This window comes from Micromonospora sp. DT41, assembly GCF_049841715.1.
In the GTDB taxonomy this organism is placed as follows: Bacteria; Actinomycetota; Actinomycetes; order Mycobacteriales; family Micromonosporaceae; genus Micromonospora; species Micromonospora profundi.
The window spans coordinates 16781-33620 of sequence record NZ_JBNCKU010000018.1 but is presented as its reverse complement, the minus strand read 5'-3'; the positions used below and the strand labels follow the sequence as shown (position 1 = coordinate 33620).

10 protein-coding genes are annotated in these 16840 nt (G+C 67.5%); 5 read left to right on the top strand and 5 right to left on the bottom strand.

Annotated features, from left to right (window positions below):
- Positions 1 to 47: 47 nt before the first annotated feature.
- Genes ACLQ23_RS26505 through ACLQ23_RS26490 form a run of 4 tightly spaced genes read right to left on the bottom strand, consistent with a single transcriptional unit; the run spans position 48 to position 7682 of the window.
- Positions 48 to 1154 carry an AAA family ATPase gene (locus ACLQ23_RS26505; protein WP_425881261.1) on the bottom strand — a complete coding sequence of 369 codons (1107 nt, stop codon included), beginning with the start codon at positions 1152 to 1154 and terminating at the stop codon, positions 48 to 50.
- On the bottom strand, positions 1151 to 2935 hold the full coding sequence (gene drmB / locus ACLQ23_RS26500) for a DrmB family protein (protein ID WP_425881260.1): 1785 nt from the start codon (positions 2933 to 2935) through the stop codon (positions 1151 to 1153). The genes ACLQ23_RS26505 and drmB overlap by 4 nt, the downstream gene beginning before the upstream one ends.
- Positions 2936 to 2955: 20 nt before the next feature.
- Entirely contained in the window at positions 2956 to 6099 is a 3144-nt protein-coding gene (locus ACLQ23_RS26495; RefSeq protein WP_425881259.1) for a helicase-related protein, read from the bottom strand.
- Positions 6096 to 7682, bottom strand: coding sequence for an NERD domain-containing protein (locus ACLQ23_RS26490; RefSeq protein ID WP_425881327.1), 1587 nt, complete (start codon positions 7680 to 7682; stop codon positions 6096 to 6098). The genes ACLQ23_RS26495 and ACLQ23_RS26490 overlap by 4 nt, the downstream gene beginning before the upstream one ends.
- A gap of 70 nt (positions 7683 to 7752) precedes the next feature.
- Between ACLQ23_RS26490 and ACLQ23_RS26485 the strand changes: the two genes are divergently transcribed.
- From ACLQ23_RS26485 to ACLQ23_RS26475, 3 genes are all read left to right on the top strand, one after another.
- Complete coding sequence (locus ACLQ23_RS26485; RefSeq protein ID WP_425881258.1) at positions 7753 to 8934, top strand: sigma-70 family RNA polymerase sigma factor; 1182 nt, start codon at positions 7753 to 7755, stop codon at positions 8932 to 8934.
- Between the two features lie 101 nt (positions 8935 to 9035).
- The gene (locus ACLQ23_RS26480; protein ID WP_425881257.1) at positions 9036 to 9560 is read left to right on the top strand and encodes a very short patch repair endonuclease; all 525 of its coding nucleotides are present in this window, start codon (positions 9036 to 9038) and stop codon (positions 9558 to 9560) included.
- A gap of 54 nt (positions 9561 to 9614) precedes the next feature.
- Entirely contained in the window at positions 9615 to 10922 is a 1308-nt protein-coding gene (locus ACLQ23_RS26475) for an ATP-binding protein (protein ID WP_425881256.1), read from the top strand.
- A 15-nt stretch (positions 10923 to 10937) separates the two neighbouring features.
- On the opposite strand, the gene ACLQ23_RS26470 is transcribed toward ACLQ23_RS26475, so the two are convergent.
- Complete coding sequence (locus tag ACLQ23_RS26470) at positions 10938 to 12902, bottom strand: DNA cytosine methyltransferase (RefSeq protein ID WP_425881255.1); 1965 nt, start codon at positions 12900 to 12902, stop codon at positions 10938 to 10940.
- A gap of 281 nt (positions 12903 to 13183) precedes the next feature.
- On the opposite strand from ACLQ23_RS26470, the gene ACLQ23_RS26465 reads away from it, so the two are divergent.
- Positions 13184 to 15841 carry a Z1 domain-containing protein gene (locus ACLQ23_RS26465; protein ID WP_425881254.1) on the top strand — a complete coding sequence of 886 codons (2658 nt, stop codon included), beginning with the start codon at positions 13184 to 13186 and terminating at the stop codon, positions 15839 to 15841.
- A complete protein-coding gene (locus ACLQ23_RS26460) occupies positions 15838 to 16830 on the top strand; it encodes a PD-(D/E)XK motif protein (RefSeq protein ID WP_425881253.1) in 993 nt (330 codons plus the stop codon). Before ACLQ23_RS26465 ends, ACLQ23_RS26460 begins: the two co-directional genes overlap by 4 nt.
- Positions 16831 to 16840: the final 10 nt, after the last annotated feature.

Genomic DNA, 16840 nt, shown 5'->3' with positions numbered 1-16840 from the left:
CTCCTCTGGGACTCTTTGGGACGCAGCCGGCCCGTGTCCACCAGATTTCAAGGCGTGTATTGCGACAGGTCGAGCAGGTCCTTCGGCAGCGCGCCCACGAGTGCCGGCTCGCCCGATCCCGAGTACATCAAGGTCAGGCATCGCCTCGCCCGTGTAACGAGTACGTACAGGCTCATCCGCATGGCGTCACTGGCGATGTCGCCGGGCACAGTCTGGAGTTCGGGGACGAATACCGCGTCGAATTCCAGGCCCTTCACGCTCTGCCAGGAGATCAACTTGAGCCCGGGTCCACTGAAAGCGGGATCTGAGAGGATCCCGGCGCTCCGGCCGCTGACATAGCCCTGCAAGGGGTTGACGGTGCGGTGATCGAGCTGGTGGTGGTAGTAGAACAGGTCCCTGCTGCGGTGAAGGATCACTCCGATCGTTTGGTTCGGGTGCTGCTTCTCGTGTAGAAGGAGGTGCTCGGCCACGTCAGCCTTGTGCTGCACCCTGATCAGGCGGGGTACAGGACCGTCCGGCAGTGCGTCAGTGGTGCTGCCGCCCGAGCGGAAATGGTCGGCGAGGTCGCGGATCGGTCGGCTGTTGCGCACGACGCCTAGGAGTGCCACGGGTGGATTGGTCCGTGCCGCGGCGGCGATCTCCCGCACGGTGCTCTGACGCGGCCCGATACGTTGGTTCTCGTCGGCGAACACGGTCACGGACGAAGACAGGGCCCCTATGGCGAGGTAGAAGTCGGCCGGCATGTCCTGACCCTCGTCGACGACGAGGTACGGCCGTTGTTCCATGGCCGGTGGATCGCTGATGATCTTTGTCAGGCAGGCCATCCAGTCGAAGTCGTACCGATCAAGCTTCGGCGGACTCCGCCGATAGTGCTTCTGCCAGAAGGCGTGCAGCCATTTGTGATAGGTCGTGGCGACATCAGCCGCTCCGATCTGCGCCACTGCCGCATGCGTATAAGCGGACAGCACTTTGCTGTACATCAGCATCACGGTCGGTCTGCCCGACCGGTGTAGGGCCGCCGCCCGGTAGATCGCAGTGATCGTCTTACCTGCTCCCGGGCTACCAGTGACGAGGTGGGATTCCTCGAACGGCAGAGCGAGGACCTCCCGTTGGGCGGAACTGAGCTCGAGCAGCGGAGGCAGAAGCAGTGTCACGGCGTGCCCGCCTGCACGGCGATGAGTTCGGCGAGAGGGTCACGCATGAAGCCGTACTCGTCGTCCATCACGAGAGTCCGGTCCAGCAGGACGTTCCCCATCGTGCAGCTCGTTTCGGGGACCAGCGCGCAGGCGTGGCAGGCAGCCATCGACAGGCCGGAAGGACCCTGGGCTGTCGACTCCCGACATACCGGATCGAGAGAGCACCATCGGGCGGCGGCGAGAGTGGCGGCGATGGTAGTGACGAGCCGTCTCGCCTCGCCGGAGCGGGCGAGTCCACCGAGGGTGCCTTCGGCATCGCCGGCAGCCGTGTAGATCAGTACCCCGGCCATCGGGGTGTCGGAGTCCGGTGTGCTCGCATAGATACGTTCGCGTAATGAGGAGGAGGGGTAGCCGGCGTCGAAGGCCAGCTGGCGCATCAGAAGGTGGGCGATGGTGTGCAGCAGGACCAGCCGAGGCGTGGGGCTGCTCTCGATCCATCTGGCGTGCATGCTGCCGGCAAAACGCTTGTGGAGCGTGTTAGCGCGTCGCACGACGGAAGTCTGCAGTTCCCACCGTCGGAGGTTTTCCTCTTCGAAGACGAGGAAGATGCCCTCGCCGTATACCTCCACCGCCGGTAGGGAAGTGCTCCGTGTTCCCAGGCCGGCCGGGATACGGGTGTCCATGGTGTGGCGACGGAAGCCACGCAGGACCCGAACCTCGCGTAGGCGGTCGACCAGGACAATGTCGGAGATGGCCGCTCTCATCCGGTCGACCACCGGATTCAACCGGCCGTGGCCCGCGGGTGCAGGAAAGGGCGTGTGCCGGGTGATGAACCGGTCGTCCGGATGGTGTCTTCCGCGCGGGTTGGTCAGTGCCTGCCATTCACGTTCCGCCAGGTCCTCGGGGGCTTCCGAACCGGCGTCGGCGGTCGCGGCGCCGAGGCGGTCGTTCAGAATAGCGATGACCTGCCTCTCGCTGACATCCTCCTGCTCGGCGATCATGCCGATCAGGCGCTCACGCAGCTCACCCTCGGGGTCTTTGTGGAGGAGGACGAAGTACTGGCTCTGCTCCACCCGCGCAGCCGTACCGCCCCAGGTGACCCAGTCGGAGTCGGGGGGAAGGTCGATCGCAGACCCAGTGTCGGGGAAGTAGACGCTCGATGCACCCCGTTGCAGGACCACGGGTGCCTGATCGCAGGTCACCGCCTCGGTTTCACGCTGCCAGGGCTGCCGCCCCCTGCAGCGGATGTTGATACGGCCGAGCGCGAGGGGCGACGTCAGGTCAGCGAAGTTCCTGCTGGCTCGGCAGGTCCGGCAGCGGACCCGGAGTGATTCCAGGCCGCCACCCACGGTCGTCAGATGCTCGAACTGCAGCTCGGCGCGCCCGCACTGGCGTTGCTCACGTCCCTGCCCGCCCCCGGAGTGGGCCCACTGGACCCAGGGCACGTCGTCGAGGTGGCCGTTGCCGCAAACAGCGACGAACCTCATCGGTACAAGCTGAGGGCTGCGGCCGCAGTGTTGACAGCGAGGGATCTTTCCTGGCTGTTCCTGGCGGACGCTCCAGTGGGTCATCGTGCGGCAGGTGCCGCAGAACAACCATTGCGGGAACCGGTAGTAGGGCAGCTTGCCGTCGCGGGGCGCCGGGGGTAGGCGTAGTTCCTCGGCGCCGAAGTGGGCGGCGATACGTGGGGCGGCCAGGGTCATCCGCCGTCCCTTCCACCGGGTGACGTCCTCTGCGACGAAGGATTCACCGAGCATGTCCACGATTGCGCCGACGCCGAACGGCGAGAGTGCCTGCATGCGTCGTAGCCGACGGTCCGTCACTGGCCCTCCCCCCGCACCAGCACCCTGGCGTCGGTGTCGACGTTGCGCATGGAGTCGAGTGTCGGCCATCCCGGTCCGGGCATGTCGAACTTCCTCAGCAGTTGGATGCGTTCGCGCCCTCCCCCGGTATAGGTGAGGCCTCCGAGCGGATGGGCGCGGTCGACGAGCCCGGCCCAATGTTCCTCGAGTTGTTCGACGTGCCGGGCGACGTCTGCGGCCTCGTCCGGATCCGCAGCGCGGGCGCGGGCGATGAACTTCTCCACCAGGCTCCGCCAGGCGGGATCCTTCGGGTCGAACGCGGCAGCGGCGCGGTCGTCGCGCCAGGTGTGCACGTGACGGGCGAGGATGACCAGTCCCGCGTGCAGCGCGCGTGTGCGCGCCGGTACCGAGAACGGTGTCACGGAGGTGGGTTCGACAACCCGGTAGAGGGAGGTGTGGTACGGGATGAACGACTCATAGTGCGAACGGTCGCGGGGTTTGGACGGCGAGTAGAGGGTCACCACCAACCCGGGCTGGCGACGCCCGACCCGGCTTGTGGCCTGGATGTACTCGGCGGTGGTTTTCGGCTGGCCGACAACCAGCATGAGACCCAGTCGGGGGACGTCGACACCGACGGAAATCATGTTCGTGCTGGGCACGAACGACACCGCGTCGGGCTCCCCGCGCTCATGGAACAGCCGCTGGAGATGCCGGGGGATGTCCGCCGGGGGGATGTTGCTGGTCAGCTCCATGATCTCGGCGTCGTCAAGGTCGCGCCGGTCGTCCTCGGCCGCCGCGATGACGCCCAGACGGGCGGGGATGTCGTCGTGCGCCAGGGTGACGGTCTTACCGAGTTCGCGCAGACTGTTGTGGTAGGCGATCAGGGTCCAGTAGGCGTCGGCGGCCTGCGGTCCGAGCGGCAGCTCGACGGGGGCGTTGAGCATTGCCGCGGAGAGGTGGACCATCGCGGTGAGGGGTGTGTGTCCCTGCGGCATCACTCCGGCGTAGAGCCGGCCGGGCCGGCCGGGGTCCGTTCGGACGAAGTAGGAGTCCTCGGCGTCGAGGCCGGACGGCGGGAATAGGGCGATGGGACGTCCGAAGACGCCGCGGGACTGGGCATCGGCGCGACGGATGGTGGCAGTGGAGGCGACGATCTTCGGGCGGGTGCCGTGGTGCGCCATCGCCACGTCGAACGCGGCCTCGTAGAGCCCGACGATCGTGCCGAGCGGCCCGGAGATGAGGTGGAACTCGTCCTGGATGATCAGCGCAGGACCCGGGTCGGCGCCGGCGCCGATGAACACGCCCGCGCGCGGTTCGCGGGTGAACCGGGCGAACTTGTCCACGGTGGCGACCAGCAGCGTCGGCGGGTCGGTGTAGAGCGCATCGTCGACGGACGACACCGGCAGAGAGGTGTGGAAGTCACAGTCGATGTTGGGGCAATTGATCCGGAAGCTGTTGTTGTCCGCGTGCACTCCCCAGGCGTCGTCCGGTGCGTTGCCCTTCGGAACAATGTGGGTGCCGCACCAGGGACAGCGTTCGACCTGGAAGCTCTTGGTCGTCGGTTCATGGTTGCGGATCGTCTGGAGCAGGTCGACGGCGTCGGCGAAGTTGTTGGGGCTGTTGTTGCCTCCGACCCAGATGCCGATGGAGACCGCCCGCGTTCCCAGCTCCTCCGGGCGCTGCTGTCGGATGAGTTCGCAGGCGCAGATCAAGGTGGCCGCCCGCTGGAACTGTTGGGCGGTCAGTAGACGCAGGGTGTAGCGGGTGATGACGGTGGTCCCGGCGCCGGCGTCACCGAGCGTCAGGCGTCGGTGGAAGACCGTGAAGGCAACCAGACCGAGATACGCCTCGGTCTTCCCGCCGCCGGTGGGGAACCAGATCAGGTCGACGAGATCACGGTCGCCGTGCTCCGTGTCGACGATGGAGGGCAGGGAAAGAAGGACGAACGCGAGTTGGAAGGGTCGCCAGCTGCGGTGCGGGTCGTCGTAGGCGGGCGCGGCGGGGAGGCGTTCGTTCCAGGCACGCCCGGTGCCGGCGAACCGGGGCCCGCTTCGGATCATCTGCATCAGCATGGCCCTGTTCGCCAAAACGAAGGCGCGCCGAGCGGTGGGGTCCTGTTCGAGCAGATGCACACCTTCACGCATCCGGGCGCGGGCGCGGTCCACGCGTTTCAGGAGCCGGTCAGCTGCCTTTATGAGGGGGCGGGCGATGCCGTCCCGGCGGGTGCGGGTCCTCTCCGCCCAATGGTCGTAGCTGTCAACGAAGGCGTACAGCCTGCTGATGATCCCTTCCGGATCCTGTTCGAGCCCGGTGAGGTAGTTCAGGCTCAGTGCCTCCTGGTCGCCCGGCAGTTCGAAGGCGACATCGGGGACGACGTGGCTGGGTAGGAAAGTCGTCTGCACCGATGTGGCGCTGTCACCCTCCGCCTGCCAGCTCGCGGCGGCGCCGTGGCCGAGGGCGAAGACGGGGACCTTCCGGTAGAGGAGCGCGAGTTCCTCTTCCTCGGGGTCGGAATGGAGTCGCAGCGTCGACGGGTACGGGGCGATGCAGCCCTCGACCGGGCTGCACCGCAGTGTCACCTGCATAAGGCAGTCGGACGGATCCAATTTCCCGTGGCCAGACAGCTTCCGCTGGTTGACGAGGGAGACGGTGACCAGTACGCCGTCGCCGAACTTCCGCCAGACGATTGCCACAGAGGCGTCGCCGTTGAACAGGTCGTGCCTGGTTTGAAGGCCATTTTTCGAGGGCTCTGCATACAGGGCGGCGCTGCCGGTGGCGGCCAGTGGCTGACGTTGCCACTTCTGCCGGTCCTCGCGGACGTAGCGGGCGGCTGTCACTTCGATCCGCAGGGTTGACCGTGTGCTGGTGACGAAGCTCAGTCCGACCGAGCTCGGCAACAGTTGTCCGGCCAGGGCCACCGGGTCCTCGTCGCTGTCTGTCTCGTCGGTGGATCCGGCAGCTGGAGCATCGTCGACGATGTCGTCGTCGTGGGCATCGAGGGACGCCTCACCGGGGAACAGGATGCCGGCGAGGTACCGGCGGTCGGGTCGCTCGGTGAGTACCTCGTCCTCCCCGGTCCAGGGGCCGATGAGCTGTCGGCGGAGGTAGTCCAGGACGAGATTCCGGTCGTCGGATTCACCGGGAGCGGGTGTGGTGGTCACCGGTCGTCCTCCTGTTGGTGCGTCTGCCCTCCGGTGGCCATCCAGAGTCCGACCCTCGCGCGTGTCATTCCCACGTAGAGGTTGCGTATCCGGCCAGGGTCGGCCGGGCCGACGTCAGCCAGGAGGATGAATCGGCTCTCGAGGCCCTTGAAGTCCTCGACCTTCGCGAAGGCGATCCGGCCCCTGGCGGGTCGTCGTAGCGTGTGCAGATCCAGTACGTCGATACGGTGCCGCCAGCGGGCCGGCAGTTCCGCGAACAGGGACTCCTGCAGGGGCAACGGGGACAACAGGATGATGTCCGTGTTCGGAATTCCGTTGTCGTCAAGGCGGTCGAGCTCGGCGGCGGCTGCCGCGGCCCGGCGCGAGCGGTCGGGCTCGTCGACCACCGTCACGTCGGGCCCTTCGCCCGCCGAGGAGACACCGGTGTCCGCCCCGGTCATCTGCTGTGTCGAGTTTACGATCTGTCGGGTGTTGCGGCAGTTGTCCTGCAGTGGCAGGTTGGCCGGCCGGAGGGACCTCAGATAGTCCAGGGCCTCGTCGTCGCAGGAGCCGACCAGCCCACGTTGGTTGTTGCTGTCGAGCAGCAGGTACCAGCTGCCGTCGCTGAGGCCGCCCACGAGCCGGTTGTCCAGGCAAGACAGGTCGGTGAAATTGACCATGTCCTGCGCCTCGTCGACCACGACGACGTCGAAGTCGGTGTCGTTGCCGGCCATGAGATTGGCGAAGGGGACGACATGCACGTCCTGCATCCCGGGTTGATGCCGGACGAACCCGGCGACCACCTGGCTGCGGCAGGTAAACAGGGTCCGCTTGCCGCTCGCGGCAGATCTGCGGGCCAGCTCGGCCGCGAGCATCGTCTTGCCCGTGCCTGCCCCGCCCTCCACAAGGAGCCGGGGGTTAGTGGCCCACTGATCGAGCGTGCGGTACTGACCCGCGGTGAGAGCGACGAGGTCGGCTTCCGCATCCGTGACGATCTGGCGAAGGGTGGGGACGGCGTCGAAGTCGGGCCGTAGGGCCTGCAGAACCTCCCGCAGGAGTGGTTCGTCGAGCATGGCCTGACGTCCACCGGGCTTGGCCCGCCAGTAATCCGCCATGCGCCCCAGGCTGCGTTGCAGACCATCGGTGCGGTCGAGTTGTCTGCGGTCGATCAGGGTCTCCTCGTCCCACTCGACTGAGGTCTGCTCGGGTAGCTGGCAGTCCGGGAAGATGACGGCGAAGCCTATGGGGACGTTGCGCATCGTTTCGCGGCCGAGGCGCTCCTCGAGGCGGCGCTGCAGGGTGAACATGGCGCTGGTCGCCTGCGCGAATGGACTCTCCTTGCGCCGGCGTTCCTGGCCGGTTCGGTCACGGTAGGTCCAGACGCCGTTGGTGCAGCCGACATAGCCGCCCTTGACCTCGATCACGTACACACCGCGGCGCCCGGCCAGAACGAAGTCGATCTCGCTGACGCGCTTCCAGACATGAGCAGGCAGATTGAGGCTGTGCAGAGCGAAGCTCCAACCAGCATCCACGAGTTTGAGACGTCGGTAGATCTCGGCCTCGGCGGCACTCTTCATCAACGGGGAGATCGGGTCAGGAACCATCTGCACCCGCAGGATTGTGCACGATGAAAGAGCTTCACGTCGTACGTCTCTCTGGTCGCCGGGGTCCACAATGGTGACCGTGACGTCTTCAACCGACCAAGAGGTTGTCCAGATGTGTGTGCAGCTGCTAATGGCGCATGTACGGGACGGTACGGTCGGGGACTGGGAGATCGACAGCATTCTGGAGTTGGCCGGGGACACCCGCGAGGCGGTACGGCAGCAGGTCGTCGAGGGGATGATCGGGCGGGGTGTGGGCGTCATCGCCGCGCCGGAGGGCGATAGGCTTGACGGCTGTGGGCCTGCCGGCGTCATCGAGCCGGCCCGGGCGGAACGTGCAATCGCCGACGCCCGGCGGCTGCTGCGTAGGGACAGGGTCTCGTCGCGGCCCTGGAACCGGATACTGACGGCGTCCGAGGAGGTCGGCCTGGCTCTCCTGCTGCGCGGGGATCAGTACCGACCGCACGAACAGGTCCCTCACGGCTTTCGCGCAGGGCTCGACGTCTCGGACGAGCGGGCGCGGGCCTTCGACGCCATGGTGCTGCACAACAGGCGGCTCGTGATGTCCGTTGCCGGCGGTCACGTGGGACACGGACTGGAGAGTGAGGATCTGGACCAGCACGGCGTCGTCGGCCTGATGCGGGCGGTTGAACGGTTCGATCCCACCCGTGGTCTGAAGTTCTCCACCTACGCGGTCTGGTGGATCCGTCAGGCTGTGACGAGGGCGGTCGCCAATGAGAGCCGGTTGATCCGTCTCCCGGTACACAAGTGGGATCAGGTCCGTCGGGTGGTGGCGAGCCGGAACCGGCTGTTGACCCGGGCCGGCACGGCGACCGTGTCGGAAATCTGTCACGAGCTCGGCTTGGACCCTGGGACGGTACTCGAATGCCTGAGACTGCATGCCGGGGTGGTGTCGTTGGATCTGCTCATCGGGGACGGCAACGCGGCGCTGGTCGACTTTGTGTCCGCAGGCCAGGACACTCTGAGACCCGATGTGGTTACTCAGCGTCATGAGACGTTGTCCATTCTCCGCGCCTCACTGGCTGATCTCCCCGTGCGCTCGGCGGCGATCCTGACCTTGCGAGCCGGCGTCGGCACCGGCGTGCCCATGACTCTCGAGGAGATCGGACGGCGGCTCGGGATCACCCGCGAACGCGTCCGCCAGTTGGAGAAGATGGCACTGCCGCAGCTACGCGAGCGGATGACAGCACGTCTGGGCGGCGGAGCGTGGAGGGGCGATGATCTCGTCCAGTGATGTCCGGATTGCGGACGTCGGAGCGGCACCGTCCACCCCACCCGGCAAATGGAGACAGAACCAACCAACGAAACTCCGCAATTGAGGCGGAGTTAACCATCATGGTCGACGGCATGGTCCTGAAGGTCCCTCCGGCCCGGGAACTGCCGCCGGCCAGCGGCGTGGGTTGGGGTACGTTGTCGGCGATGACGCGACGCCCCACCGCTCTCAACGCCGCAGTGTCGGCGCAGATGAGCCGGATGCCGCGGACGCGGACGAAACCTGAGATGTCGGTGCGACGGGAACTGCACCGACGAGGACTACGGTTCAGGGTGAACCATCCCGGCCTTCCCGGCCGACCGGACATCGCATTCACACGGGCACGACTGGCGGTGTTCGTCGACGGCTGTTTCTGGCACCTTTGCCCCCAACACGCGGTGCTGCCGAAGAACAATGCCACGTGGTGGCGGGAGAAACTGCAACGTAACGTGCAGCGTGACCGTGAAAAGGACGAGGCACTGGCAGCACTCGGCTGGACGGTGCTGCACGTCTGGGAACACGAGGATCCCGTGGCCGTTGCGGAAATCGTCGAACAACTCTGGCGTGCACGGTGCCGATCGGACGCCACAGCATGGCCGGTCACGTGAGACAGGGTGGGTGTGGCATCCTGGTCCTCACGGACGACGTGAGCGGAGGTGCCCATGCCGGGTAGAGCGTGGTACGACGTGGCGCCCTCAGCCGCACGGCTGACCGGGTCGCTGCGTGATATCGGGTACGAGTTCCCGACCGCGGTGGCGGACATCGTCGACAACAGCGTCGCGGCAGGCGCCACCCGCATCGACGTGACCGTCGAGTTCGACGGGGAGGACTCCCGCGTCGTGATCGCCGACGACGGTGACGGCATGTCGGCCGGCCAGCTGACAGAGGCCCTGCGGTTCGGCACGAGGCGTTCGTACCGGCGCGGCGAACTGGGTCGTTACGGTCTCGGCCTCAAGACCGCGTCACTGTCCCAGTGCCGGACACTCACCGTGATCAGCCGCAGCAGCCGATCGGTGGCACGGACGAGCGCCCGGCAGCTGGACCTCGACCTTGTGGAGGAATGGGACCAGTGGGTCGTGGTGGACCCATCCCCGCAGGATCCGGTGGTCCGCAGCGCCCGGCAGGGGCTGGCCGAAGGCACCGGCACCGTGGTCGTCTGGCAGGCGCTCGATCGCGTACTGCCGGAGAAGCGCCCGTCGGGCGGCTGGGCCCGGCGGCGTCTGGAGACCCTGGCGGGGCGGACATCGGACCATCTCAGCATGGTTTTCCACCGTTTCCTGGAAGGGTCCGACGGACTCGCGCCACTGGTGATGTCGGTGAACGGGCAGAAACTGCGCCCGTGGAACCCGTTCGCTCCGCAGGAGCCGCACACCTCTGAGCTGCCCCGGCAGCAGTTCGAGATCGAGATGGCCGGCGGCGTGGGGCTGGTTCACCTCCGACGGTTCGTTCTGCCGCCGCGTGACCGTTTCACCTCAGCCGCGGAATTCGAACGGCACTCGGGTCCTCTGAACTGGAACCGGCAGCAGGGTCTGTACGTGTACCGGGCCAACCGGCTGGTGCAGTGGGGCGGGTGGGGTGGGATACGCGGTATCGACGAGCACACGAAGCTGGCCAGGGCAGCGCTGGATTTCGACAACGACCTCGACACCGCATTCAACATCAACGTCGCCAAGATGCGCGTCAGTCTGCCGGCCCAGTTGCGCCAGATCCTGGAGGCGCCGGTCAATGAACTGTGTGTCCTGGCCAATGACGCCTACCGCAGGACCCCGCGGGGTTCGGTACGGCCCGTGCCGGCGGACGTCAACGCGTCACCTGAGGTGCGTGCCGCCACCCACGCGGCCGCCACCGCCGGCCTCGCCCTACGGATGTCCGCCATGCAGGCAGATCAGTGGGTGGCGTGGGAACGCATCGAGGAGACTCTGCGTGCCCAGTCGCCGGAGGTGGCGCAGCTGCTCGGACTGGACCGGTGACCGGGACCGACGGGGTCAGAACAGCTGAGGCCGATCGATACGCGCCCCCGCGCACTTCTTGACCAGCGGACATTCCTGGCACAACGGCTCCGCCGGCCGGCAGAGTGTGTTCGCGAGTTCGATCAGGCCCAGGTGGGCGGCGCGGGCGTCGCTGTCGATACCGATCATGCGGGCCACCTCCAGCCGGCCGTCGGTGAGGCGGTTACGCCGGTCGACGGGATGACCGCTGAAGCGGGCGGCCACCCGCAACACACCCTTGGTGACGAGGACGGGCTCTTCCGACTCGTCCTCGGTGCCCGCGGGAACGACCAGCACCGCCAGGTCGGCAATGGACTCGTGGAGACCGGGCACCCGCCGCAACGCGTCGTCGTCGCGCAGTACCCGGGGGTCATCCGCGAGTTGCCGGGCGAGCTCCACCACCGTCCCGGCGCGGTTCGCCCGGGAGATGAACCCGCCGGTGCGGCGCAGGTTCTCCTCCGCCGCCACGGTGTCCTGCGGCTGGCGCCACGTCCGCAGCAGGACCCAGACCTGGCGCATCACATCCGGATGGGCGCGATCGAGGAGGATCTCCGCCTGCAGGACCTGCCACCGGGTCTCCGCTCGCAGCCATGGGATGCCGCTGACCTGTCCGGAGGCGAACCAGCCCGCGAGCGTCGAGGCGACCTCCCGCGTCGACACATGCGCCGGACGAGGATTGTCGAGCGCCCGTCGTGCAGCCCGGGACAGGTGTTCACCGAGCAACGGGGGTACCGCGTTGCCGATCTGCTTGAACGCGGCCGACGGCGGCCCGGCGAAACGGAACCAGTCGGGGAAGGTCTGCAGCCGGGCTGCCTCGCGCACAGTGATGGTGCGGTTCTGCCGTGGGTGGATGTACCAGTAGCCGTCCTTGGCGATGTGCGCCGTGATGGTGCGCGACAGGTCGTTCTCGTCGAGGCGTTTGTACTTGTCGTCGAAGATGTCGTCGCGGTACCGCTTGACGTCGTCCGGTAGGTCCGAATACCGGGTCGTCGGGCCCATCATCTCGAACGCCCGCAGGTCGTCCTCGCGCACGGGGCGGGTGATGTGGTCGAAGACCCGGTGCGTATCCGATTGCGGCACCTCCGCGCGCATTCGCTGCTGGAAGCCTGTCGCGGGAGCGTCGTAGGGGGTCCATCCCTCCGCTCCCCCTTCGGGGCGCCAGCCGCCCTCGACCTCAGGAAGGTCGCCGATCGCGTTCCACACGGTGACGCGCTCGGGCTGTTCCTCCGGCCAGTCGAACGCGAGGCCGTCGCGGAGGCCGACCAGAATGAGCCGTTGACGGAACTGCGGGACGCCGTACCGGAAGGTGTCGACCGCCTTCTCCTCCACCGCGTAGCCGAGAGACTCCAACTCGTGCACCATCGTCCGGAGGATGAACATCTCCTTGTCCAGTGCCATGTCCGTCACGTTCTCCATGAGCACCGCCGGCGGCCGGGCCAGCCGGATGACCTCAAGGAACGACCGCCAGAGGTCACGCCGTTCGTCGTACGGATCACGTAGACCGTGGCGCACCTTGTGGCGGATCATCGACCGGCCGGCCTTGGAGAACGGCTGACACGGGGGCCCGCCGGCGAGCAGCTCGACGCCTGCCAGGCGCACGAGGTCGGCGACCTCCCGGATGCGGGCCGGGTCACCCAGGTCCCAGTCCACGCTCAGACCACCGTGGTGGTGCCGGTGGGTCTCGACCGCTTCCGGGTAGTGGTCCACCGCGAGGATGACCCGGTAGCCGGCGTTCTGCATCCCGAGACTCAGACCGCCCGCCCCGCTGAACAGATCGGCCGCCAACCGGAACCCGTCCTTCCGGGCTTCCTGGGCGTACCGCAGCAGCTGCTCGCCGTCGGTGACGGCGTCGGCATGGGGCGCCAGCTGCACGAAGGGTCCACGCACCAGTCTGACCTTGTACTGACCCCGGCGGGCGGTGGGATCGGGTGCGGTGGGTTCGGCATCGGCGCGGTCGGTCACGTGCACGAACGTTACCGGTGACGGCGGCCGCAGCCCAGCACGCCCCGGCGGGGACGCCGGTGTCGCAGCGGGGTCCGTCAGCGGGGCCGAATGACCCGACACCCACGTCGAGATGTCCCATCACTCCGGCCTCATCGACCCGGCCGACCGGACAACCCGACGGTCCTGACGGACGGTGACTTGCGCCACCCATGCTGTATACGTGGTTACCGAACATCGCGCTGATGGCTGTCTCACGCTCACGGAGACCCACCCATCGGCGCCATGACGGAAGGGCACGGATGCACCGGATCAGCGACGAGGACCTCAACGACCTGGTCGAACAGATCGCCAGTGCCGTGTACGGCAACAGCACGATCGCGGCGATCCGTCGTCAGCTGGGCAGATTCGTTCCGGCCGACATCCTCGAGGCTGCGATCACGGAGTACCAGTCCCGGGCCGGCCGCCCCCGGGACCTGCACGAGCCCCGTTCCCTGACCGACCCCGCGGCACAACTCGAACCGTGGTACATCCCCCGGTCCGACGACGTCTTCTGGCCGTCGGTGCGCCGCCGTCTGCAGAACACGGGTCTCGACGAGGAGCCGATCAAACGGATCAACGACGCCTCAAGCAAGATCGTCTCTTATATCCCGCCGCCCGGGACGGAGCGGTTCAGCAGCCGCGGACTGGTCCTCGGACATGTCCAGAGCGGCAAGACGACCAATTTCATGTCGGTGGCGGCGAAGCTGTGTGACGCCCGCTACCGGTTCGTTGTGGTGCTCTCCGGCATCACCGACAACCTGCGGTCCCAGACGCAGCAGCGACTGGAACAGATCCTCGTCGGCGACGACCGCGGCCGTTGGCACCTGCTGACCGACGGTGAGACGGACTTCGACGACAGACAGTCCCGCAATGCGGCGAACCTGCTGAGCAACCCCGATCAGCGGCTCCTCGCCGTGGTCAAGAAGAACCCGTACCGGCTGCGGAAGCTGGCACGTTTCCTCGAGGCAGCCGGCACCATCCTGCAGGACTGCCCCATCCTCGTCATCGACGACGAGGCCGACCAGGCGAGCATCGACGTGGGCAACAGGGGCCGACAGTCGACCATCAACTCCCTGATCCGTCGCATCCTGAGCAAACCGAAGGTCGCCTACGTCGCCTACACGGCGACGCCGTTCGCGAACCTGCTCATCGATCCGACCGTGCCCGACGATCTCTACCCCGCCGACTTCATCGTCGACCTGCCCCGATCCGACGACTACTTCGGCGCCGAACGGATCTTCGGACGTGACCTGCTCACCTACGAGACCGGGCCGGTCGACCGGGGCCTGGATGTCGTGCGGACGGTCCCGGACAACGAGATCGCCCAGGTACGACCACCCGGTGCCCGCGCCGGCTTCGGCGACTGGAGGCCCACCGTCACCGACAGCCTCGGCGAGGCCATCCGCTGGTTCATCCTGGCCACCGCCGCCCGCCGCTGCCGCGACGGGGCGCCGGCCGACTCGACCATGTTGATCCACACATCCATGCGCGCCCCCGCACACCAGCGGACGGCCGAGGTCGTGCAGGCGTACCTGGGGACCCTGCGCAGCGGCTGGTCGACCCCTGCGGCGCAGGAGCGGTTCCGGCACCAGTGGGAGCAGGAGACGACCCGGGTTCCCGCCACCGACCTCCGACTCCCACCCGTGCCGTGGCCGCAGGTCTGCGACCAGATCCCCGGCGTCATGGCCGACGTGAGCGTGGTGGTCGACAACTACCAGTCCGACGTGCGACTCCGCTACGGCGAGGAGCCGGTCACCGCCATCGCCATCGGGGGTAACACCCTCTCCCGCGGGTTGACCCTCGTCGGCCTGGTGTGCAGCTACTTCGTCCGGGCGGCCTCCGCCTACGACACCCTGCTGCAGATGGGACGCTGGTTCGGCTACCGCCACGGTTACGAGGATCTGCCCCGGATCTGGATGACGGGCGAGCTCGCCGCGTGGTTCGTGGACCTGGCGACCGTCGAGGCCGAGATCCGGCAGCAGATCCGCCGCTACGAGACCGAACACAAGACGCCACGGCAGTTGGCAGTGATGATCCGCAAACACCCGTCCATGGCGGTGACCTCGGCCGCCAAGATGCGCGGGGGCGTCACGGTGCGCTACAGCTACGGCTCCCAGGTGATGCAGACCATCAAATTCCACCACCGCGACCAGGGCTGGCTACGGCACAACATCGACGCCGCCGACCGCCTCCTCACCGCCGCCCGTGGCCTGCCCGGGGTCCGGGAAACCCCCGTGCGGGCCGGACGGAGCGCACTGACCGGCGTGCCGGCCGCACGGGTGATGGCCTTCCTGCGCGACTACCGCTTCCACGAGCGCAGCCCCAGCCTCCGTCCGGAGGCCCTGTGCGAGTACATCGCCAAGCAGAACGACTACGACGCCCTCCGCACGTGGAACGTCGTCGTCATCGAACAGGGCAGCGACCGCCTCGGCACGATGGAACTAGCGGGGCGCAAGTACCACCGGATCAACCGCAGCCGTCTCACGGTGCCGGCGGACTACGCCGACATCAAGGCACTGGTGTCCACCATGGACCGGGTCGCCGACCTGCCCGCCTCCATCAGAATCAGCGACATGATCGACGGTGATCCGACCGACCGCAGGCTACGGGAGCTGCGCGACGGACAACTGGGAGGCACCGGACTGCTGTGTCTCTACCCGGTCAGCAGGAACTCCACCGTCGAGCGCAGCAGCGGCACCCGCGGCTATCCGAGAACCGACCTCGCGGCGGTGGAGGACATCCTCGGGATCGGCCTGTTCTTCCCCGAGGCCCGCGGACCGGAGGACCGTGACTACGTCGCGGTCGACCTGTCCGGCCTCGCCCCGGCCGATGAGGAAATCGAGATCGTCGACATCGACGAGATCGACGCCGCCGACGAACGCGCCGGCGAAGCCGTGACCGATGGCGCCGCATCATGACAGGCGCCGCCGAGGAGATGTTCCGCCGTCTGGAAGCGACCGACCCGCCACGGCAGATGCGCGTGCTGGACAGCCCGGTCGAAGTGGCTGCCGGACCGGTCGCCATCGGCATCGACGCCGCGGGTCACCGGCATCTGCTCATCCCGCTGACCGACCGTCACCCCAGCGTGCAGGACACCGCCAGCCGCGGCGTCACCCTCACCACCCGGGGACTGGAGGACGACTCCCGTCAGTCACGGCGATACGCCGACGTGATGTGCAACCTGCCTGAACTCAACGACATCTTCGCGGCATTCTCCGATGAGCTGTGCCAACAGTTGCAGCGCCGCCCCGGCAACCCGGGACGGGTCTGCCTGGAGGTCCTGCACCGGTGGCGTGACCTGCTCTACCCCGCACCGGGTCCGACACTCGGACCGGAGGCGCTGATCGGCCTGCTCGCCGAACTGCACTTCCTCGAACTGATCGGCGGACGTGGGGGCGCGCCACCCCTGGATCTGTGGACGGGCCCCCGCAGCGCGCGCACGGACTTCACCTCCGCCACCGCTGCTGTCGAAGTCAAGGCCACCACGCACCGCGACCGCCTGGTCGTCGACGTGCACGGGGCCGGTCAGCTGGAGGAACGCCCCGGCACCGATCTCTACCTGTACGTCGAACAGTTCGAACGCGACAGTGCCGGTGACAGCGTGCCCGACGCCGTCGACCGGCTCCTCGACACCGGGCTCGACCGGCGTGTCCTCATGGGCGCCCTGGATGCGGTCGGTTACCGCAGCGGAGACGCCGAGACCTACCGCCGGGACAGACACCGGGTGAGGCGCGTCGCCGCGTACCACGTCAACACCCCCGGATTTCCCCGGGTGACGTCGCAGCAGCTCGACGCACCACTGCAGCAACACCTGGTCCGCCTGACCTACAGCATCGATCTGTCAGCTTTCGATCACCACCTCATCGACCCCTGCGCGGCAGCCACCGCGCTACTGGACCAGCCATGACGCGCGCCGT

What these genes read in the sequence shown, in the direction of transcription:
- ACLQ23_RS26460 (WP_425881253.1), top strand. Translation starts at nt 15,838, where the DNA reads ATGACAGGCGCCGCCGAGGAGATGTTCCGCCGTCTGGAAGCGACCGAC.
- ACLQ23_RS26485 (WP_425881258.1), top strand. Translation starts at nt 7,753, where the DNA reads ATGGTGACCGTGACGTCTTCAACCGACCAAGAGGTTGTCCAGATGTGT.
- ACLQ23_RS26480 (WP_425881257.1), top strand. Translation starts at nt 9,036, where the DNA reads ATGGTCGACGGCATGGTCCTGAAGGTCCCTCCGGCCCGGGAACTGCCG.
- ACLQ23_RS26465 (WP_425881254.1), top strand. Translation starts at nt 13,184, where the DNA reads ATGCACCGGATCAGCGACGAGGACCTCAACGACCTGGTCGAACAGATC.
- ACLQ23_RS26475 (WP_425881256.1), top strand. Translation starts at nt 9,615, where the DNA reads ATGCCGGGTAGAGCGTGGTACGACGTGGCGCCCTCAGCCGCACGGCTG.
- ACLQ23_RS26490 (WP_425881327.1), bottom strand. Translation starts at nt 7,682, where the DNA reads ATGGTTCCTGACCCGATCTCCCCGTTGATGAAGAGTGCCGCCGAGGCC.
- drmB (WP_425881260.1), bottom strand. Translation starts at nt 2,935, where the DNA reads ATGCAGGCACTCTCGCCGTTCGGCGTCGGCGCAATCGTGGACATGCTC.